The organism is Aquimarina sp. EL_43 (assembly GCF_943422735.1).
Classification (GTDB): Bacteria; Bacteroidota; Bacteroidia; order Flavobacteriales; family Flavobacteriaceae; genus Aquimarina; species Aquimarina megaterium.
In genome coordinates this window covers 4164790-4188013 of record NZ_CALSBR010000001.1, presented here as the reverse complement: position 1 = coordinate 4188013, position 23224 = coordinate 4164790, and the positions used below count along the sequence as shown (strand labels likewise).

Below are 23224 nucleotides of genomic sequence, written 5' to 3'. Positions count from 1 at the left end.
AGTTAATATGTTATATTCACAGTTTTCAGGGTACTGTATCCCTTTTTTAGTATTGCTTTTAACAGGTATGTATATTCTGTGTTGGGGCTCACATGTGTATCCGTAATCATGGTGATACTGGCGGGCAACTGTTTCCAAAGAACAGGCATACTATCTTTTATATTTTTATAAATCCAGACCTCAGAGACTTGTTCGCCTGAAATTTTCCATGATAGATCAATCTTCTCTACCAATCTATCGACTACTCCTTTAAAATTTTTTATTACTTGTTGTGGAACATTAAACTGCATAGTTATCGTTAGTGGAGTAGATGGGGATGATTGTAACCCTGATTCATCTATGGCAAATATGGCGTATTGATAGTATTCTCCTGATTTGGCATTAACATCGATATAGGAGGTTATAGTGTCGGTTTTAAAAATCAACTTCCAGCCCTTATTTTCTTCCGCGATATGCTTGCGATATAATCGATGACCAGATACATCATTACTACTGCTATTGATCCAGGATAGGTATACACCATTTTCTTTCACTTCATACGCCGAAAAAATTGGAGATGAAGGGGGTACTATATCTGGCTTCTTTAATGTTATCTTTTTTGAATACTTAGACATGTTATACCGTCTATCTACGGCAGCTACCTGATAAAACACTTTTTTATTTAAAGATTTTACCTGTACGGTGTCTGTATATGTTGTTTTTGATACGGGAGACACTGTGATCTGTACCAATTCTTCTTTTTCAAGATTTCCTCTATATACCCGATACCCTAATATATCACGTTCTGTATTGGCTGTCCATTGCAATTTTACGACCCCCAATGTATCAACAGCCCCTCTCAATCCTACAGGACTATGAGGTGGAATACTATCTATGGTTTGTGCGAATGCAGCAAAAGAAGTGGTTTTTTGATTATTTTTACCCAAAGCCGATACTGTAAAGTAGTTAGACGGATCTACTTCATTGAAAGTAGTTTGCCTAGCATGAGGTTGTATATTTTTTTTGACCACAGTATATGGTCCTTTTTCCTGTGATGCCCAATTGAGTTCAAATCCTGTAATTTCGGATTCTGCTACTTTTTCAAAGTCCCAATGTATCTGTATCGCTCCAGAAGTATCAAATTCTGTTTTAGAGATATGAGGAGTTACCTCTAGTTTTTTGATTCCCTGACCAGCAACAATTTCTGAAGGAGGACTGTGTTTTCCAAAAGGAGAAATCCCAACTACTCTATAATGATAGGTTTTATTATTTTGAGACAAGGTATCCGTATAATACATCCTTCTGGGCGTTCCTGGTTTACCATTCATGTTTACTAATGGAGCATCCCCTAATCTTTTAAAATCGGTTCCATCATCAGAGCGTTCTACATAATAAGAATTGAACACTGCTTTTAATCTTTCATATTCCCAGGTTAGTAATATGCTTTTATCTTCATTAACTGCTATAAGATCTATTGGTTTTGGAAGTTTTTGACTTTTATTGAAATCCACATACACATTGCCTTCTTCTACGTTCAATATCTCTTTTGGGATTTCTGTTTTTATAGTATAAAAATAAGTCTCCCCCTCTTGTATCTCTGTATCTATAAAACCTAACCCGGCTTTTATAGCTACTTTAAAGTCCATATCTGCAGCTAGGAGGGCAAAAGAAAAACGTTGCTCTGCTTCTTTAGCTTGATTAACAATCTGTGCAAAGCCGCCTTCTTGCATATTTCCGACTTCAAACTTTTCTCCATATAGCGCTTGCGCCATAATAGCAGCGTGATTATTGGATACTACAATATTCTCCCAGGTTTCTAAAGGCTCTGGTACTATTGGAGTTGATGTAATTACTGTTTTCTCTGGTTGAGATAACTTTGCTCCATCTTTTTCTATAGTATAACGCTCTATACTATACCCATAAGTATTTGCCTTTTCCCAAGTAATTGGGTTTGATACAGCCCACCGTAACATAACAGTATTTCCATCTGTATGAGAAATTATTTTTATTGCAGGAATAGAGTCCTGAGCATATAGGGATATATTGGCCAGAACGATACAACTATACATGAAAAATCGTATTTTATACATTACATTCTATATTCCAATGGGTTCTTAAAATCAAATTTGGCTTGTGATGCTTCAATTCCTCCCGGAAGCACGTACTTTAGTACCATTTCATATTTACCATATCGCATAAAGAGATAATCTCCATCTAGCAATCGCATAGCAGGGTGTGCCCCACTAATTACATTATTCGTAAAATCTTTAAGTACTTGATTTCTCAGATCTATAAAATCTTGTTTATATATTCGTGGCAGATCATATTCAAATGGAAAATGTGTCTGTATTAAAGTTTTATTTTGATTTTTTTCTAAGCTCGTTAGATAACTTGATTTTATCGACAATGCTTTTTTAGGAGAAATTCCCAAAATACCTGGATCTCTATTCCTAAGAAGATAAGTTCCTGAAATAGGATAATTAGCATATACCAAAGGTTCTATATCTTTTTGATAATAGGTATCAACTAATGTAGCTTCATAGGATACCAATGGTTTATTTGCTGTGTATGTATTTCCTAATAGTTCTACCAAATCAAAACCTTCATTCGGAGTTATATAACTGTATAGGTAAATCATATCCGAACTTGCCCCCACTGCTCCCACATTATTATGAGTCACAGACATTGCCTTTATTTTATCTGCAAACTTTTTATATTTACTGGTTTTGAATTCATAGGTAATTCTTTCTATCTCTCCTTCTTTCAATACATTTACTGCAGAATTTTTCTTGATCTCCATTGTATTATCTTCATCATAATTTGTAGTTTCTGTAACTTCGGTACCCTCTGAAGAATTTCCTGAAGTTATAGAAGTACTAACAATAGACATTGTGTATGTAACTTCTTTATCTACTTTAGGTAATGTATATATCACCTTATTTTCGGCAGTATTATAGTTGAATTTTGCTAGTGATAATTTTCCATTTTGATCTATAAATTTCACTGTACTTTGCCATTGTGAATTATCAAAAAGATAATCCTGCCCTTTTTGTAATTGTATATATCCACTAGTAGATTCTCCTTTATAAAATTGCTTTTGGTTCACAACAGGATAAGCATATTTAATGTTATTTAATGGTATATAATCTGGTGCAGTTGCAGTGGTAAAGTTTCTTTCTAAAGTTTCCAGTGCTTTTTTTCCATTTAGCATAACATCACGATATACTCCACTTATTTTTTCCTGGAAACTGATTTCTACTATTGCTTTTAATCTGGTTTCGGGAGGTAAAATATCATCTGGCATAAAGGTTACTCGATCCTTGGTATGTGCCCATTCAAGTTTTCCAGATGTTACTTTCCCAGATTCATCGGTCACAGTAAATTTATCCAGTAGTATCTTATACGTTTTATCTCCTCCATTTTCTGAGATGGTAATGGGTTCTCCTACTTTCATTACAAACGTTGCCTGTGGCGCCATAAATACATCAACATTCTGATCATTATCAGCTGGAGTAAGATCACTGATCATTTTGATATCTCCCACTGGAGTATCATCCTGAAATTCACACATCTCACCCACTTCTACCTTAAATCTATAGGCTCCTTTTACTGCCCCACCCAGAAGATCATAATATCCGGCAGCATATCCACGCATCCAGAATGGATTTGGTCCTTTTGCCTGCATAAGAATAGCAGCACCTCCCTGAATTATAGGTACTTTTTTACTAACCGCAAATAGTTTTACCTTAATCCCTAGTTCTCCTTGTAGATAAGCATAGGCTTGCCCATTAGCATACCACCCATTAATTCCTACCTGATCTCCTGTATTCACACACATAGCTTGCTGATAGTCTTTTAGCATGATATCAAACCCCAGGCCTGCTCGAAAACGTGCGTACAGCAATAAAAAACTAATATTTCCAGTATCAATCTTAAAATCTGATCCAAATGCAAGTCCTTTTCCTGATTTTAATGAGTTTTCATCTCTCATATAATCTAATTTATCTACATCTACACCTAACATTGTTGCAACTTCTGATGGTGGCGGTGGGCTTCCTGGCAAGCCATCACCCATCATAAAATAACCGCCACTTTCAACAGAAACAGGACCTACTCCCATTTTTAGCCCCAAACGGTCAGTAGGCGTTCCCATATGTACATACCATTCATCTGGGGAGATATGAATTACTCCCCATCCTGCACGACCTTTAGAAGCTCTTCCTTGAACAAGACCTCCTGCTACATTAACATATAAATCCATATCTGCATGAAAAGTGTTGTTAGTAAAATCATACTGCATTCCTACTTTAGCATTAACTCCTGCTTGTCCTGTAATTTCTGAAGGGTATTCAGATTCTGCTTTTTCCGAAAACGTTTTTACAACTTTATTTCCAAGAGATTCACTGTTTGCTAATCCCTGAAGTTTTCCTGTTATTTTACCCATCGGATTTGGAAAATCAAAAGCTTTCATCGCATGAACTTCGCCAAAGAATCCTAACCTATTAACCCCATAATTTTTATTGAAATCAATTTCGAACCCTGCACTAACACTCATCGCTTTTTCATCAGGCATTGCACCAAATACCATTGCTTTAACTCCTAACCCTGTTTGGTTATCAGGGATATAAGTAAGTCCTGATGGAGAGAATTCTGAAATATTTCCTTCTGGTTTTCTTGACATTTTATAAAATGCCCCTCCCGCAAATCCCGTTATATTAAGGCCTGGAAATACAGGTATCTTCAACCCTGTAACCGCTGCGTCTATATACCAATATCTATATCCTTCTGTAGTAACAGTTTCTTTGGTTCCTGCTTCCTCATTATCAACATTTTGTTTAGTTCTTGTTTTACCAAAAATAGCGGCACAGGAGATTCCTTTATCACTTCCTTCACTTCCTTCTTTTTTAAAGAATGTCGCTTTTACTTTGGCTTGAAATCCATCACCGTATATGGGGTCATTATCCATAAGATCAAGGGCGCCTTCAAAAGCTATCGCTCCCATATTAGCCTTTACAATCATTCTGGATAACTCTAAGCGGTCATATTGCCATCGTTGCTTATATCGGTAGTCTTCTTTACCATTTCCTAATCCTGAAGAAGCTTGTTTTTGTTTTGCAAAAATCCCAACCCCTCCTTTTGCTGCAAATGCATCTTTCATTAGCGATACACCAATATCAAACTTTATCCCAATCTCTCGATCTTGTGCTACAATTCCTATTCTGTCTATAGATACAGGAAATCCTGCTACTTTAACCTGATCTTCATAACCAAAATATTTAACACTAATGAGTGGGCTTTCGGTTTGCAAAACCAAATTTTCGAAAGTAATTCCCTTAAATTTTACAATAGCATCATCAACTTTCTTTCCTTCATCCAGTATGGATTGTTTTTGACTAGCAGAAATAGCCATTCTTCCATTAAGCCTGGCCTGCATAAAAAATTCCTTTTTATTATTTGTTGTAGCTCCTTCTGTTTCGATATCACTTCCTTGATCGTCACTGTTTTTTACTCTCATTAATACTCCAGAATTTGGAAGTAACTGCACTTTGGCCTGAAGAATATCAAAACTAACGGTTTCTACAGGAGATACTGCCATCATATACTCTTCATCAGTAATAATACCTTTGTATTTCAATCCTTTGTCTTTGACACCAGAAGTGGGTAGTCTTATGCTTCCTGCAAACTTTGCACCCATGAAATTGTTTGCTGCATAGACTACCCCCAATTCATCTACAGAATATGCCCAGGCATTTTGTGAAGAAGTAATTCCGATTTCTAACGGAATTATATTTTTTATCGAAAATTCTCCTGAAACTCCATGACTATCAATAATAAGATTAGCAGCCTCAAAAGTCACTCTCTTATTTTTAGAAACACTATTGGTTGTTTTAAATGCTTCTGGCATCCCTACCTGTATAGATTCTATATATACTCCCCGCCATGATTCTCTGTTAGGTAATAACAATCCGTTTTCATGATAATATCCTGGAAAAGGAACATCCGGAGTTCTTAAATCACTAAAATCAAGAATGGCTTTACTAACAGAAAACATAAATCCATCTTCTTGATTTGCTAAGACAAAAGGGGTAATTCCCACTCCTACAACAAGATCATTCCAGTTTGAAGCAACTGCTTTAAAATCTCCTCGTACTCGATTAGGTACCATTGATGTTTTATTACCATTGGGCCATGGTCTTGTTTTTGGTAAGCTTTCTCCATTTTCTCCTACTGGTAGTAAAAGATTTCTCGAAAACTCAATACCTCCTTCGATTCCCATTTCCTTAACCCCATCACAATTAATTGTGGCGAAAGTTTTGTTTTGAACATTTCCTGTTTTAAAATCTAAACCTCCTTTTAAAAAAAGCATCCAATTACCGCCATTAAAAGGAATAAATATATCTCCTAGTAATACCAAATTGGCGTCCCCTATTATCCCTCCTTCATGAGAAAGCTTTACATTATCTGCTCCAAAAAAAAGTTCTATAGGATCACCTTTATCATCAGATTGTGGCAAGACTACTTTTACAAATACAGTAAGTTCTGTATATTCTTTATAGAATTTTGCTTTTACAAACCCCAGTTGATATTCAATTTCACTTATTGTATGTTTGACTCCAACAGGTAATGCATCAATATGGGTATTTGAAAAAGAAGTAACCCAATTATCTTCTTTATCTATTATTGCAAAACTTTCTATAGCTATTGACCTTTTATCATTAACCCAGGTACTTGGAGTCCCATATTCTCTCTGAATACTTTCTGTAGTAAATTCTGGTGCAGAAGAAATAGTAATGGATTTTTTGACAGGAAAGTTTTTATCGAGTTCAGGAAATTGATAAAAATTTGAAACTGGTTGATCTTCTAGTATTGAATTCTCTTTTTTAACTGAGAGAGAATCTTTTTCATTATTATGTGCATAAAATAGTATTGGAGTTATCCATAATAATAAGACCGAGGGCAATTTCATAAATTATAATTTAAGCGAGTTATTGGGACTCTAATAAAAAATCAGTATTAACTAATTCACGCAAAAACTATAGTTTAAAAACATTTAAGTACTTTCATTGATTATACTAGTTCACAATACATACTTGGGTGTACATTATTTGTGAACTAGTAATTTAAGAATACTCCAATGCATGAGGTAAAGTCTCTATTATATTTTAATTAAAGAAATTAGTATCTCACAAAAAATATTATACATCACCAGTAAATTGACTATGTGTTATCAGTAAATTAATTATAGTTTATGAGTACAAACTTATCTTCAGTCGTAGAGAAAATGAAGAGTAATTTACATTTTGTGACGAATACCTTTAAATTAGTGACGGTTTTTTAAACTTAGAAATGTATTTCAGTTATATTCTAAATATATTTTATAAAAATGAGTAATTGTTATCTAATTATAAGGAAATTTCAATACGAGATTAAGACTAGAAGAAAACTATTCTTCTTTTAATAGTTTATGAAATACATCTGCCAATCGTATTTCTATAAACTTTACAATATCTTTTTCTGGGTTATCATTTTGATACATAGAGAGCATTTTTGATGCATTTTGCCATTTTAGTACTTTGATATCCTCTTCTGGATACTCGATATCTTCTGGTTTTCTTCAAAACCAATTTTAGCATCTTATTTCCCTTGATTAGCCAATTCGCACGGTATATTACATCAATAATAAATAAATTCAGTAAAAAAATCAGATTATTTAATGTATTGGTTATGTTTAGAAATTAGAATCAAAAGGACACAACATAAACAATATTGTTAAAATTGAATATAAAAGTTTAGGTGTAAAGAATTTTATTTAATTCTTTACACCTAACAATTTTGTTGTTTTAATAGGTTATATTATGAGTCAAAAGAGAAATGGAGATTACTTATTCCCTTTTTGAAAACACTGAATTTAAGAAGTTACATTTTAGAAGATAGTTCTGCAAGTTGTTCTGATTTAACTTGCATATATTCACTTAGTTTTTGTATTTCCTCGCCTGGAAGTATATTCATAAGACGATTATATTGCTTACTAAGATCATCACTTGCATCACTTAGTTTAAGAAAAGAATCCATATCATTTGCTTCTACAGCTTTCTTATAGTTTGCCACATATCGTTCATAATCTTTTATATACTTTTTAGAATAAGAGTTATCTGTAGTATCAAAAATTCCTGGTATGTGTAGTGTATTATCATCTTTTGTAGTCGTTTTATCTTTAGTCGCTTTTTTCTTCTTTTTAACTACAGGTTTTTTTTCTTCTTCAGTTTCTTCGATAAAATTAGAGGTATCACCTCTAGGGATTTCTACAGGATCTATGGTATCTGTTTTAGGATCTTTTTTACAAGAAACTACAGATAATAGCATCATACAAAGTAAAATGGACAAAATAGGGGTTTTCATAATTCTAGTTTTAAGACAATATATAGTTAAATTAATGTTATAAGTAGTAACGTTAATTTAGTATTTTATTTCTTAAAAATAAGAAAAAAATTATCGTAAAAGCTCTTTTAACTCCTTTAAATCCATTTCTTTTTGAGTTCCGGATTGCATATCCTTGACCGTAAATGTATTATTATTCATCTCAGAAGATCCAGCAAGTACGACATAAGGTATCGCTCTTTTATTCGCATACCCCATTTGTTTTTTCATTTTGGCATTATCGGGATATAGCTCAGCAATTATGTCATCATTTCTAAGCACATTAACTGTTTTTAAGCAATAAAATGCTTCTTCTTCTCCAAAATTTATGAATAGTACTTTGGTCGAAGGAGCAACAGTTTTTGGAAACAATCCTAATTCTTCAAGAACAAGATAAATTCTATCCAAACCAAAAGAAATCCCTACACCACTTATATTTTTTAGTCCAAAAATTCCCGTTAGATCGTCATATCGACCTCCTCCTCCAATAGATCCCATTTTTACAGTATCTGGTGCCGATACTTCAAAAATAGCCCCTGTATAATAATTTAATCCTCTTGCCAGGGTAACATCAAGATCTAAAGTTGCAGTCTCCAAAGGAATCTCCTTAAAAGCATTAATTATAAATTGTAATTCTTCTACTCCTTGCATTCCTTCTTCAGAAGAAGCCAACATATTTCGCAATTTATCTAGCTTTTCTGAAGTTGTTCCTGTAAAATTGAAAAGTGGTTTTACGCTTTCTATAGCAGTTTCAGAAATCCCTTTATTTAACATCTCCTTTTTTACTCCATCTTCACCAATTTTATCTAGTTTATCCAGGGCAACTGTAAAATCAATTAATTTATCGCTTGCCCCTATTACTTCTGCAATACCAGATAGGATTTTACGATTATTAATTTTAATGGTTACTCCTTCAAGTTTTAATTTGGTAAAAACAGCATCGTATAGTTTAACAAAATCAACTTCTTGCCATAAAGAAGTACTTCCTACCACATCGGCATCACATTGATAAAATTCTCTAAAACGTCCTTTTTGTGGTCTATCTGCCCTCCATACCGGCTGCATTTGATATCTTTTAAACGGAAAATCAATTTCATTTTGGTGTTGCACAACATAACGTGCAAATGGTACCGTAAGATCATAACGAAGCGCTTTTTCGCTGATCTTGGTAGTTATTTTAGTACTATTTTTAGATGAATATAAAGCTTCATCCACTTTATTTAGATAATCACCACTATTTAATATTTTAAAAATCAATCGATCTCCTTCTTCTCCATATTTGCCCATCAAAGTATCACTATTCTCAAAACTAGGAGTTTCGATAGGATGAAAACCAAATAATTGAAACTGTGATTTGATAACATTCATAATATAACTTCTCTTAGCCACTTCTATGGGAGAAAAGTCACGGGTTCCTTTTGGTATTGATGGTTTTTGTGCCATTATCTAGTTTTTATTAAGAGCCGATAGAAGATATATCACAGTGTTTATCAAATTTGTAAAGCGTGCAAATATAGTATTCTATACAGTACTCATATATCATTTTAATCTGTATACAAGAAGCAATTAGATAATTAAGGATCAACACTATAGCTACAAACCATTACCTCACTCTTAATACCTACCTGCTATTTCGAGCTGCAAATATCTAAAAAAAGTATAAAGACGTGGATCAATACTTATAAAAAATCTGGTTTTTTAAGTAACTTTAAACACGTTTTGTAGTCCTATATAAAGAACACACTATTAAAAACTATTATGTTTTCACTTTTTAGAGAAAATATCAGGATCGCAATGGACTCTATAAAAGGGCAAGTTCTACGAACTGTTCTTACTATATTAATCATTGCAATTGGTATTACATCATTGGTTGGAATACTTACTTTGGTTGGTGCTTTAGAAAATACAATTTCTGGAGATTTTGCTTCGATGGGTGCTAATACTTTTAATATCCAGCGTTACGAATTTAACACAAGAAATAGTAGAGATCGAGACAAAATCAATCCTATTATTAGTTATCGTAATGTAAAAGATTTTAAAGATAAATTTAGTTATCCTTTTTCAAAAACCTCTATTCACTTTACTGGTACACGTAATGCCGAAGTAAAATATGAAAGTGAAAAAACCGATCCCGAAGTATCTGTAGTAGGGATTAATGAAAATTATCTTGAAAACACAGGAACTGAAATAGACAATGGTAGAAATTTTACTTTTTTTGATGTAGAAAACAATAATCATGTGTGTCTCATAGGATCTGATTTCAAAAAGAATTTATTTAAGGATACAAATCCTTTGGGAAAAACAATAAGTATTCGAGGAGTAAAATTTAAAGTAATTGGGCTTCTGGAGAGTAAAGGAGCTACATTTAGAAATAATCAGGATTTACGAGTCCTTATTCCTTTGCAGATAGCGAGATCCATTTTTACACTCCCTAATATTAATTATGGTATTAGTGTAAAGGTAGATGACAAACAATTTCTAGAAGGTGCTCAGGATGAAGCTATTCTCACTTTTAGAAACATCAGAAAGTTAAATCCAATCGAAGAAAATAATTTTGGACTTGAACGTAGTGATGACTTATTAAACCGAATAGCTAGTATTACTGTTTACTTATATTATGCTGCTTGGATTATTAGTATCATTACCATATTTGGTTCTTCAATTGCTTTAATGAATATTATGTTGGTTTCTGTTACCGAACGAACTCGGGAAATTGGGGTAAGAAAAGCGTTGGGGGCTAAAAAACATACTATTGCAGGTCAGTTTTTTATGGAAACCATAATTATTGGTCAAATTGGTGGCCTTGTAGGTATTATTCTGGGAATCCTGATTGGTGGAGGAATTTCGGCTGCTGCTAATTTTTCTTTTAGTACTCCCTGGCTCGCCATATTTGCGGCCACTACTATTTCTTTTGTTATTGCAGTTGTTTCTGGATTATACCCCGCTGTAAAAGCAGCAAAACAAGACCCTATAGAATCTTTGAGATACGAATAGTTAATTAACTACATATTAGCTTTCACAATATATAAGACATTTCTTATGATACTGTGATTATAAATTATTGTTTTAAAACAGTTGCTATTATTCTCTGTTTTCGATCATATTAGCAAAATACTGATATAACTCTCCTTTAGTGATATTTGCTCCTTTTTGGATTAGTGTAAATTTATCCAGATTTTTATCATCACTATATTGCTTAGACGCATTATAAAATACCACTTCGTCATTTAGTAAATTACTTTGTAACCATTGATACCCTTCTTGTGTAGTGATATCAATAGCATCATTATTTACCTTTACTGCAATAAGACACATCTCATTGTCCAGCAATTCGAACAAATGTATCTGATCTTTCGAAAAATGTTCCAGATATTGTGCGTTAGTAAGTACTTTTTCCCATACCAAATCACTAAAAATATCAATCTCTTCTTCGGCAACCTGGGGTTTATTTTCTTTAATATCACTCCACTCTTCTGCTGTAATAGATTGTGTTGCCAAAAAGTTAATGAATTCTACATGTAATTCCTCTAATTGTTCCTTACTTAATCTTTGATATTTCATTGTAAAAAAATTGACTGCAAAAGTAATTATAAAAAGATGATTTTAAAACAATAAACACTGTCTTCTACCTTCTATTTTGCCTTTACATCAAAATACAAAATCTACAACTACTAAAGTCCTTATATTTATCCTTCAACAAATAACATCACCAACATGAATACTTTTTTTACCATACGTATCTCACATCTCTTTTTATTTCTTTTCATAACATTAACTATGAATGCTCAAAAACTTTCTAAAACAGAAAAAAAAATTATTAAATCAATAGAAGCTAATCATGAATCAGCGATTCAGTTTTTAGAGAAGGTTGTAAATATTAATAGCGGAACAATGCATCATGAAGGTGTAAAAGAGGTAGGAATGGTGTTTAAAGAGCAATTTGATGCAATTGATTTTAATACTCGATGGATTGATATGCCTGCAGAAGTAAATCGAGCCGGACATTTGTTTGCCGAAACTTCTGGAAGTAAAGGAAAAAAAATACTACTCATTGGGCACCTGGATACAGTATTTGAAAAAGATAGCCCTTTTCAGAAATTTAAGAAAGATGGTGATATTGCATATGGGCCCGGGACTAATGATATGAAAGGCGGAGATGTTGTTGTACTATATGCCCTAAAAGCCTTACACGAAAATAAATTACTTAATAATGCCCAAATTATAGTTGCTTTTACCGGCGATGAAGAAAGCACAGGACAACCATTAGATATTAGTAGAAAAGATTTAATTGATGCAGCAAAAAATAGTGAAGTTGCTCTGGGCTTTGAGACCTCTACAGGGTTTAATTATGCTACCGTTGCCCGTAGAGGATCTTCTGGATGGAAACTAGAAGTTAAGGGAAAAAGAGCACATTCGTCTGGTGTTTTTAATGAACGTGTAGGTGCAGGTGCTATTTTTGAAGCTTCCAGAATTTTAAATAGCTTCTATACCGATGTTAAAGGAGAAGAATTTTTAACCTTTAACCCTGGAGTAATTCTGGGAGGAACAGAGGTTAAATTTGACAGCTCAATAAGTGAAGGAGAAGCCTTCGGAAAAAGTAATGTTGTACCACAAACTGTTATGGTAAAAGGAGGATTGCGTTTTATCTCTGAAGAACAAAAAGAAAGAGCCCGTTCAAAAATGAAAAAAATTACTGAAGAAAACTTACCTCACACCAGTGCGTCTATCACTTTTACTGATAGTTATCCTGCAATGCAACCAACTAAAGGCAATCACAAATTATTAGCATTGCTAAATGAAGTAAGTAAGGCTCTGGATCAAGGAGTAGTTGAAGCCTATGACCCTGGTAAACGTGGAGCTGCAGATACTTCTTTTGTAGCAGAGCATGTGGATTGTCTGGATGGATTAGGAACCATGGGTACCGGAGCACATACTCCAAAAGAAACATTAGATCTAACCACTTTTGAAGCTTTGACCAAACGTACCGCAATACTTATCTATCGATTAATCAATCAATAGTTTCCAATAAAATAAAAAAGCCTTCATTTAGAAGGCTTTTTTATGCTTTAAAAGAAGTATAAATTCTTTTTTTAGAATATATATCGTAGTCCTACCTGAGCCTGCCATCTTGATTGAAGGCTAGCGTCATATCCAAAAGTATCAACCAAATTAGGATCAAAAGAATATGTTGGAGTATTATTTGATGTATCTACATTAACCCCCAACACTTGCACATTATTTGGTTGTTGCACTAATCCCCAATCCGAATTGATTAAATTACCTAAATTTAAAACATCTAAGCTCAACTGTATTGTATTTGTTCTTTCTCCAACATTAATATTAAAATCCTGGAGTAATTTAAAATCAACTTTATTTCTCCACGGAGCAATAGCTCCATATCGTTTTGCATAACTTCCTCTATTTTCACTTAAATAATCATCTTGTCTTATATAGGCTTCAAAAGCAGCTCTTTGCGCCTCTCTTTCATTAAATGAAGCACCGCTAAATGCATATGTTGCCAATTCGGTCTGTGTAGGAATATAAATTAAATCATTCAAAGAAGACCCATCTCCATTAATATCACCTGCATATGTATAATTAAACCTGCCTCCTTGTGCAAACTCAGCAAAAGCAGAAATAGTAGTAGCAAATTTCTCGTTACCATATGTCCATTTCTTAGAAGCAATAGCAATAATTCTGTGTCGATCTCCATATTTAGAGTATGACAGAACATCATTATTTACATTCCCTAAAGCAGGATTGCCTGCGAATGCATCTCCGGTAATTTCTGCTTCAATAGAATTTACATCTTTAGAATCCAAATAACTATAAGCAATACTCGCATATAAGTTATTTTTAAAATTCTTGGCTGCCTTAAAAGAGGCATTTACAATTCTTCCCTGATTAGAATTGGTTAGTACAAAAGCATTATTAGCTCCCCTATCTGTTACTCCATATATTTGTCTATTGTCAACTCCCGACAGCGTCTGTGTTGGTTCGCGTAATCCCCAATTCTGAACATGAATTCCATTAATATCTTCTGTATAAGCAAAATCACCTGTTAGGATTATGCCATTACTTAATCGATAATCAACTCCTAAGCTAGATCTCCATACTTGTGGAAACTGAAAATCTGGATCTACAATTTGAAAGAAACCATCATCTGCCCCACTCACCTGGTTTCCTATCCATACAAATGGCAATCTACCTGTAAATATACCTGTACCTCCTCGTAGTTGAAAAGTTTTGTCTCCTCTTACATCATAATTAAACCCTAATCTTGGTGATATTAAAATCCTATCTGTTGGTAAAGTAGTAGAGTTTAAAGTTACGGCTCCTCCATTCGGATCAAAATACACAACACTCTCATCTCTACTAGCTCCATTATCTGTATCTATATACTCCTGTATACGTTCATCGGTATCAAAATATAATGGCTTATCAAGTCTAAGTCCATAACTAAACTTAAATCGCTCTGTAATATTCCATTCTTCCTGAATATAAAAAGCCAATTGCCCTACATTTAATTCTGCCAATTTCCATCCCCCGTCATTACCATCTCCCGCAGCGTTTAGAGCAGCAAAACGATCTTGCGCAAATTGTAGGTTAGCAGCAACTACACCATTATTTGCATCATCTAAAAAAGAACTTACCGAACCATAGGGTGAAAATAATCCTCGATATGTCGAACCAAAATTAGCAAAGTCTTCATATGCAGTTAAATTAAACGAATTCTTAAATCTAAACATCTCGAAAGATGCTCCAACCGTAATGGTATGATCACCTAAGAAGATATTAAGATTATTAGTTGCCTGAATTACTTTTTGATCTAATTTATTATTGATAGAAAATGGTTCGTGACCAGCAATGATATAATTTGATCCAGCACCATCCTGAATTGTAATTACAGGTGCAGGTGTTGATAATGGATTTCTAAAATCATCAAAATGCGTGTAACCCGCCTGAAATTTATTAGCAAACTTACTAGAGAACGTAGAATTGACTTCTAACTGGAAAGAATTTATATTATTATTAATCTCATAGCCCGAATTTTCAAACTGTAATGTAGAAGCACTAGGTCCTCGAATTCCTAATGCTGTTGGGTGTGCAGGTTTTTCTTTAGAAGCTCTTAAAAAATTATAAATAATAGCTGCTCTATGTTTATCATTAATATTCCAATCTAATTTAAGAATTCCTTTGGTAGATTCAGAATCATACGTAAATCCTTGGTATGCGCCAGTAATATACCCCAAATTTGAGAGTGCATTACTAACTGCAATCATATCAGACTCTAATACACGAGATTCATTTATTGCTCCACTACCTGTATTAGGTAACCAGGATGAACCTAAATCGGTACGTTGATCTCTTTCTGCATTCGCAAAAAAGAATAGTTTATTTTCTATGATAGGTCCGCCAATACTAAATCCGTATTGTGTTTGCTCGAGATCAGACTTAAACACATCTTCTCCCTTTACTTTTCCTCCGGTAAGACTTTCATTTCTAAAGAATCCATAAGCAGTTCCCTTAAAAGTATTAGTTCCACTTTTTGTAACTGCATTAACAGATGCTCCTGTAAACCCCGATAATGTTACATCATATGGAGCTGTAGACACCTGAATCTGATCGATAGCATCTAACGAGATTGGTTGTGCATCGGTTTGGCCTCCGGGAGTTGCAGCATCTAACCCAAAAGGATTATTAAATACAGCACCATCTAAGCTAAAATTATTAAACTGATCATTTCTTCCTCCAAAAGAATTTCCGCTTGCGGTAGGTTCCAGCCTTGTAAAATCGGCTGCAGAACGTGATATTGTAGGTAATGTTCGTAATTCTCTTCTACCTACACTGGTTTCTGCACCAGTGCGATCACTACTAAATGTAGAATTTTTATTCGTCGTAATTACAACTTCTTCTAATTGATTACTATCTTCGACCAATGTTATATTAAGGTTGAAGGTTTGCCCTAATTGTAAAAACACTTCATCAATAAGTTGCTTTTTAAAACCTACATAACTTATTGTTATTCTATATGGCCCTCCTACACGTAAATTATTAAGATTAAAACGTCCGTCAAAATCAGTCACTCCACCATACGAAGTGCCTGTAGGTCCATGCACTGCGGTAACATTAGCCCCTGGCAGTAATTGATTTCCACTATCACGTACTATCCCCGAAATATTAGAAGTAGTAACCTGAGCATTGATCGTACCCCCTATCAATACCAAAATTAATAGAATAATTTTTTTCATGTAATAATAACTTTTAATTAATTGATTAAGAATAAAAATAAAATAAAAAAATCGCTCATAAGAGCGATTTTTTATAATATTATAAAACAGTTATCAACTGTTATTTATCTATTTAGCCTGAGTGATTACTTCAAAAGTAATAGGAACAATCACTTCTCTATGAAGGCGAACAGAAGCTTCGTACTGACCTAGACGTTTAATGGTTCCACCTGGTACAGTAATAAATTTCTTTTCTAATTCAACTCCTTCTTTAGCAAATGCTTCTGCAACATCAGCATTAGATACAGAACCAAATAACTTGTCTCCAGCTCCAGCTTTTGCTAAAATTTTGATCTCTAATCCACTAAGTTTCTTCCCTACTTTTTCTGCATCTTCGATCTCTTTCTTTTCTTTAAAAGCACGTTGCTTTAATGTTTCGGCAAGTACTTTTTTTGCAGAAGGAGTTGCTAATAATGCAAGTCCATTAGGAATTAAATAGTTACGACCATAACCATTCTTAACTTCTACTACATCGTCTGCGAATCCTAGATTCTCAACGTCTTTCTTTAATATAAGTTCCATAATATGTTATGACGAGTTTTATTTTAATAAATCACCAACGTATGGCATTAAAGCTAGGTGTCTTGCTCTTTTTACAGCAACACTTACTTTACGTTGATATTTTAATGAAGTTCCTGTAAGACGACGAGGTAATAACTTACCTTGTTCATTTACAAATGCCATTAAGAAATCTGGATCTTTATAATCAATATACTTGATACCAGATTTTTTGAAACGACAATATTTCTTCGTTTTTGATGTATCTATATTAAGAGGAGTAAGATATCTGATCTCTCCGTCTTTTTTTCCTTTCGCTTGTTGTTCTATAGATGACATAATTAAGCTTTTTGTTTGTTTCTATTTCTTCTCTTCTCTGCCCAAGCAATTGCATGCTTATCAAGGCGTACAGTAAGGTAACGCATTACTCGTTCATCTCTTCTGTACTCAACTTCTAAAGCATTGATAGCTTCACCAGGTACCTGGTATTCGAATAAGTGGTAAAATCCACTTTTTTTGTGTTGGATTGCATAAGCAAGCTTTTTAAGCCCCCAATCCTCTTTTGATATCATCTTGGCACCATTAGAAACAAGAATGTCTTCGTATTTCTTAACTGTTTCCTTTATCTGATCTTCAGATAAAACGGGATTCAAGATGAAAACAGTTTCGTATTGATTCATAAAAATCTATATTTAAATTAAAATTGGGTGCAAAAGTAAGACTATTTTTTGGATTTTCAAACCCTAATATCATTTCGACGAAACACTATTTTTATCGATAAAAAGCCGAAATTGTTTGTGCAGATAAGATATATTCATTAATATTGTATTGGAATATATAACACTAAACAAGTGGAGCAATCTCAATTAAAATGTGCGGTAGTAGATGATTCCCGCCTCCAAAGACTAGCTATTGTAAAGCTAATAGACGAACATTCTTCACTAGAATTAGTGGCTGAGTGGAATAATGCTATTGAAACAAAAAATGGTTTACTCGACACTCAAGTTGACTTATTATTCTTAGATATTGAAATGCCAATTCTTACTGGCTTTGATCTTTTGGATGATTTAGAGAACAAACCTCATATTATTTTTGTCACAGGAAAAACGAAATATGCATTTAAAGCTTTCGACTATGATGCTATAGATTATTTAAGAAAACCATTAAAAAAAGATCGTTTTAACGCTGCTGTGGATAAAGCTTTGAGTATGTCTCGTATAGGAGGAGAAAATACTACTGTAGAAGATGACGATTATATTTTTGTAAAGAGTAATCTAAAAAAAAGAAAAATTTTCCTTAATCAATTAAAGTATGTAGAAGCTTTAGGAGATTATGTAAAACTTATAATGGAAGAAGGTGATCCTATTGTTGTATTAGCTACGATGAAATCTTTTGAAGCCCAACTACCTAGTGATCGTTTTTTAAGAATTCATAAATCTTATATTGTGAATCTGGATAAAGTAGAGCGTTACAATAGTCGTAATATAGAAATAGCGGATGAAAAAATACCACTTAGCAGGCATAAAAAACATTCTCTGATAGAAGCTTTAAATAATTAGTAGTTATCTACATTAATTATAACTCTTACCCCCGAAAATTCTTTAATACTCTTAAAAGAAGTGCTGATTTTTTTTATCACCTCTTTTGTTTTATTTAAAGATTGACCTTGCGGTATTTTTATTACTATATTTTTATGATATTGATTTCGTATTCTTGAAATTGGAGGGAATTCTGGTCCCAGAACATTATCATTAAATACGTTTCTAAATGATTTAGCTAACCAATTTGTAGCTTCATTTACTCTATTATAATCTTTATGTTTACCAGTAATCTTTATTATTTTATAAAAAGGAGGGTATTTATATTGATGTCTTTCCTCAATTTGATCGGTAAACATTCCAGAATAATCATTAACAGATACCTGTTGTAAAATCTGATGAAAAGGATTATAAGTTTGGATCAGAACTTTACCTCTTTTTTTGGTTCTACCTGCCCTACCCGCTACCTGCTGCATTAATTGAAAACTACGTTCATGCGCTCTAAAATCCGGAAAATTAAGTAAGTTATCAGCATTCATTATACCAACCAGACTCACATTTCTAAAATCTAATCCCTTAGAGAGCATTTGTGTACCCACCATAATATCAATATCCCCTTCTTCAAACCGATTTATAATCTTTTCATATCCATGTTTCCCTCTGGTTGTATCCTGATCCATTCTTCCAATATTATGATCAGGAAAAAGCTCTTGTAACTCTTTCTCTATTTGCTCTGTTCCGAAACCTTTTGTCGTTAAATCAACACTATCACAAGCCATACACTTTTGAGGCATTGCTATATGATACCCACAGTAATGACATCGTAATTGATTTCTAAAGCTATGAAACGTAAGACTAACATCGCAGTTTGGACATTGCGGAGAGTGCCCACAAGTATTACACTCTACCACAGGAGAATATCCTCTTCTGTTTTGAAAAAGAATAACTTGCTCTCCTTCTTTTAAAGCGTTGTGAATACCTGTTAACAAGGTGTCACTAAAATGACCCGTCATTTCTTTTTTTCGATATTTTGTCTTTATATCTACTAAACTAATATCTGGCATTAGTACATCACCATATCTTCTGGTCAATTGTACAAATCCGTACTTTTTTTGTCGGGCATTATAGTACGTTTCAAGAGCCGGAGTCGCAGATCCTAGTACCACTTTGGCGTAAAACATTTTTGCTAAGACGATTGCTGTATCTCTGGCATGATATCTAGGCGCAGGGTCATATTGCTTGAAGGTATTCTCGTGTTCTTCATCTACAATAATTAATCCCAAATTGGCAAACGGCAAAAATATGGCCGACCTAGCACCAATAACTACTTGTGCTTTTGATTTTTTGGTCTTTACATTGTTCCATGCCTCTACTCTTTCATTAACAGAATACTTAGAATGATATACCGTGAGTTTTTCTCCGAAATATTCCTGTAATCGAGTAATAAGTTGTGTTGTTAGAGCAATTTCTGGTAGCAAATACAATACCTGTTCTCCTTTCTGGATAGCTTGCTCTATAAGCTTTACATATACTTCTGTTTTGCCAGATGAAGTAACCCCATGAAAAAGGCATACATCTTTATTTTCAAAAGAATCTTTTATTTCTTCATAAGCCTTATGTTGATATTCATTAAGCTGTTTGGTATTTCCTGTTGTCTCTCCTGTATATTGAACACGATCTGTTTGCAAATGGTATTCATCTAAGATATTCTTATCTACTAATGCTCGTATTACAGCTGCAGAACTATTAGAAGTTTTTACAAGCTCATTTACTTTAATTGGCTTAGTAGCTTGTGCCTGTAACGTAAATAAATGCATCAACACCTCTCGTTGTTTAGGTGCTCTGGTCATTGTATCTAGCAAATCCCTTAGTGCTTCTTCTTTAGTATATGTTGTGTTTAATCGAATATACCGAACTATTTTGGGTTTATATTGCTCATAAATTTCTTCCTGAACCGTAATGACTTCTTTTTCTATTAGTCGTTTTATAACGGGGAGTACATTTTTCTTACCTACAATATTCATCACTTCTTGTATGCGAAGTAAGCTCTGATATTGTAATGCTTCATAAATCAAAAACTCATCATCTTTTAACAAGGATTCATCAAAAAGAGATTTTTCATTTTTCAGAATTATAGTTTCGCTTTCTAGTAAGAAGGCCCCGGGAAGTGCTGCTCTCATTACCTCTCCTTTTGTACACATATAATAGTTAGAAATCCAGGACCATAGTTCTAATTGATGTTGAGTAACTATTGGTGATTCATCAAGAATATGTTCTATTTCTTTTGCTTCATATACCAAAGGTGGGTTTTGATGCACCTTGGTTACCAAAGCAGCATATATCTTACTTTTTCCAAATTGAACAGCCACACGCATTCCTGGTTGCAAAAATGCAGCTTCAGTTTTATTAATACTATAGGTAAACTCTTTATCAAGAGGTATAGGAAGAATTACATTTATAAAGTATGACATTACCAATTATAACAAAATTCGGAATAGTTTAGTGTAAAACAACAAAAATACAAGTTTAACCCATAGAATAAAGTTTAATTTTTAAGAATAAAAAAAGTCCGATTTAAATAATAAATCAGACTCGCTTATATAAATTTGTATTCCTTACTTACTCAACCCTAACATTCCTCCTTTAATAAGTTTGCAAGCAGGTTCATTTCCTAACCAGATCTTAAACAGGGCATATTTAAAATCTCTACCTTTTATAAAACCAAGTTCTTCACCGTTTTTATAGGTTTTGATTCCTTTTCCTTTTATGTACACCAAATCAAAGTAATCATTGATCTGCATTGGCGAAGCAAATAATTTTAAAAACTTTTCTATTCTTACATCTAAGGTTTGGGTATTACCAAACATTGCATCATCAAAGCCTTTTCTAAAAACTTTAATCATTCGTTTATTTGTTACTTTCTTAGATACTATATTTAAACGAATAGACATACTCTCATCAGAATCCAAAACTACTCCCGGATCATTATATTTTTTCTTGGTATATAGACCACCAGAATAGGTGTCAAATCCAAGTATACTTCTCATTCCTGCTCCATTTAAAGACAGTTCTTCTCCGTCAAAACTAACTTTATAAGGCAATACAATATCCCCTACTCTTACCTGTGCCATTGCGAAGGTAGATATAAGGACTACAACTATTAATGTAATTATTTTTTTCATGGTTTAGATTTTTAAAATTTCAAGGAGTTAGTCCTAAATCTTTTAAAACCTAACCAAAAGAATTGTTAAAATTTATAATTCTCTAAATTTCAAGAAAGAAATATGTTGTGATTATTATACTCGAATCCACTTTTGTGTTCTATATAAAAAAGCTATATATCCTCTTACATTAAGCACATTTGGATTATCTTCATCAATCCAGATTTTACATCGATATACCTTGCCATTCTCGGGGTCCATAATAGTACCATCCTCGTATTGATTCCCATCTTTTTCAAGTTCTTTAATAATTACCATTCCCTCTATAGGTTTATTATGGTCATTCCCTTTACATTCGATGCATAACTTATTTCTTTCTGCTTCATCTAATACCTGTAAAATCTTCCCAAACAGTTTGTTGCCTTTCTTATAAATTTCTACAATAGATCGTGGTTCGCCAGTAGTATCATCAATAGTTTTCCATTGTCCTACTATTTGTTGTTGCGCACTCGCTGTTACAGACACCAATACTATTGCTACAAAAAGTATATTGCGAAAATTCATAATTTTCATGATAATTTGTGTTTATAGATTCTAAGATAAAAAAATATGGTAAAAACAAAAAGCTACCGATTTAAACCGGTAGCTTTTTGCGTATTAAATTAATGATATTAGATTATTGTATACCTAACATTCCATTTTTAATTTCTTCACTTGCTGGTTCGTCTCCTAGCCAAATTTTGAATAATGCATATTTAAAATCACGCCCCTTGATTACTCCAAGTTCTTTTTCATTTTTAAAAGCAGTTACTCCTTTACCTTTAATATATACGATATCAAAGATGTCGTTCTTTACTATAGGCTCTGAGAAAAATTTAATAAATTTATTTATTCTCCCATCCAATGCTTTGGTATTACCAAAAGTGGCTCTGTTAAAGCCATCTTTTACCGCTTTTATCATTTTCTTTTGGGTTACAAAACCAGAAACAATATTCAGTTTTATAGCCATAGTTTCATCTGCATCAAGAACTTCTTTAGGGTCTTTGCTCTTTTTTGTTAAATAAAGTCCTCCTGCATACATATCAATCCAGAGTACTTTTCTCATTCCGGCACCATTCAATTTCAAATCGGTATCACCAAAATTTTCTTCATAAGGCAAAATAGCTTTACCAACTCTAATTTGCGCAGTAGCGGTAGACAAGGAAATTAGTGCTACCAGTACTAAAGTAATTTTTTTCATTATAACTAAAGGTATTTGGGGTATTAATATTTGTTTAAACTTAATTTTCAAAGCGCACAAATATAAAAAATATTATGCATGCACAACATTCTGAAATAC

Annotated in this window: 16 protein-coding genes; 3 read left to right on the top strand and 13 right to left on the bottom strand. The window is 33.3% G+C overall.

What is annotated here, in order from left to right; translation table 11 throughout:
* Positions 1–2: 2 nt before the first annotated feature.
* The 4 genes from NNL09_RS17945 to hisS form a co-directional block, all read right to left on the bottom strand.
* Positions 3–2048 (bottom strand): hypothetical protein, encoded by a 2046-nt coding sequence (locus tag NNL09_RS17945; protein ID WP_231389178.1) that lies wholly within the window; start codon positions 2046–2048, stop codon positions 3–5.
* A 20-nt stretch (positions 2049–2068) separates the two neighbouring features.
* Positions 2069–6946, bottom strand: a complete 4878-nt coding sequence (locus tag NNL09_RS17940) for a hypothetical protein (protein ID WP_196910371.1) — start codon at positions 6944–6946, stop codon at positions 2069–2071.
* A 950-nt stretch (positions 6947–7896) separates the two neighbouring features.
* Positions 7897–8379 (bottom strand): hypothetical protein, encoded by a 483-nt coding sequence (locus tag NNL09_RS17935; RefSeq protein WP_152538361.1) that lies wholly within the window; start codon positions 8377–8379, stop codon positions 7897–7899.
* A gap of 90 nt (positions 8380–8469) precedes the next feature.
* On the bottom strand, positions 8470–9840 hold the full coding sequence (gene hisS, locus NNL09_RS17930; protein WP_196910372.1) for a histidine--tRNA ligase: 1371 nt from the start codon (positions 9838–9840) through the stop codon (positions 8470–8472).
* 315 nt (positions 9841–10155) lie between these two features.
* Here hisS and NNL09_RS17925 point away from each other — a divergent pair, with 315 nt between their 5' ends.
* Positions 10156–11391, top strand: coding sequence for an ABC transporter permease (locus NNL09_RS17925; protein WP_025666974.1), 1236 nt, complete (start codon positions 10156–10158; stop codon positions 11389–11391).
* Between the two features lie 87 nt (positions 11392–11478).
* Here NNL09_RS17925 and NNL09_RS17920 read toward each other — a convergent pair whose 3' ends face one another.
* Entirely contained in the window at positions 11479–11958 is a 480-nt protein-coding gene (locus NNL09_RS17920; protein WP_196910373.1) for a DUF6495 family protein, read from the bottom strand.
* 216 nt (positions 11959–12174) lie between these two features.
* Between NNL09_RS17920 and NNL09_RS17915 the strand changes: the two genes are divergently transcribed.
* Positions 12175–13416: a M20/M25/M40 family metallo-hydrolase gene (locus tag NNL09_RS17915; protein WP_231389177.1), complete on the top strand. Its 1242-nt coding sequence runs from the start codon at positions 12175–12177 to the stop codon at positions 13414–13416.
* A 71-nt stretch (positions 13417–13487) separates the two neighbouring features.
* Here the strand turns inward: NNL09_RS17915 and NNL09_RS17910 are convergent, their stop codons facing one another.
* The 4 genes from NNL09_RS17910 to rpsF form a co-directional block, all read right to left on the bottom strand.
* On the bottom strand, positions 13488–16649 hold the full coding sequence (locus NNL09_RS17910; RefSeq protein ID WP_196910375.1) for a carboxypeptidase regulatory-like domain-containing protein: 3162 nt from the start codon (positions 16647–16649) through the stop codon (positions 13488–13490).
* A 108-nt stretch (positions 16650–16757) separates the two neighbouring features.
* On the bottom strand, positions 16758–17210 hold the full coding sequence (gene rplI, locus NNL09_RS17905) for a 50S ribosomal protein L9 (protein ID WP_196910376.1): 453 nt from the start codon (positions 17208–17210) through the stop codon (positions 16758–16760).
* 18 nt (positions 17211–17228) lie between these two features.
* Entirely contained in the window at positions 17229–17528 is a 300-nt protein-coding gene (gene rpsR, locus NNL09_RS17900) for a 30S ribosomal protein S18 (protein ID WP_174412104.1), read from the bottom strand.
* Complete coding sequence (rpsF, locus tag NNL09_RS17895) at positions 17528–17866, bottom strand: 30S ribosomal protein S6 (protein WP_024769054.1); 339 nt, start codon at positions 17864–17866, stop codon at positions 17528–17530. Before rpsF ends, rpsR begins: the two co-directional genes overlap by 1 nt.
* A 171-nt stretch (positions 17867–18037) precedes the next feature.
* Here rpsF and NNL09_RS17890 point away from each other — a divergent pair, with 171 nt between their 5' ends.
* Positions 18038–18745, top strand: coding sequence for a LytTR family DNA-binding domain-containing protein (locus tag NNL09_RS17890; protein WP_025666968.1), 708 nt, complete (start codon positions 18038–18040; stop codon positions 18743–18745).
* Here the strand turns inward: NNL09_RS17890 and priA are convergent.
* The 4 genes from priA to NNL09_RS17870 all read right to left on the bottom strand — a co-directional run bounded on the left by priA (position 18742) and on the right by NNL09_RS17870 (position 23125).
* Complete coding sequence (gene priA / locus NNL09_RS17885; protein WP_196910377.1) at positions 18742–21195, bottom strand: primosomal protein N'; 2454 nt, start codon at positions 21193–21195, stop codon at positions 18742–18744. The genes NNL09_RS17890 and priA overlap by 4 nt on opposite strands.
* Before the next feature lie 144 nt (positions 21196–21339).
* Entirely contained in the window at positions 21340–21906 is a 567-nt protein-coding gene (locus NNL09_RS17880) for a chalcone isomerase family protein (RefSeq protein ID WP_025666966.1), read from the bottom strand.
* 114 nt (positions 21907–22020) lie between these two features.
* Positions 22021–22458 (bottom strand): DUF2147 domain-containing protein, encoded by a 438-nt coding sequence (locus tag NNL09_RS17875; RefSeq protein WP_196910378.1) that lies wholly within the window; start codon positions 22456–22458, stop codon positions 22021–22023.
* 103 nt (positions 22459–22561) lie between these two features.
* On the bottom strand, positions 22562–23125 hold the full coding sequence (locus NNL09_RS17870) for a chalcone isomerase family protein (protein WP_025666964.1): 564 nt from the start codon (positions 23123–23125) through the stop codon (positions 22562–22564).
* Positions 23126–23224: the final 99 nt, after the last annotated feature.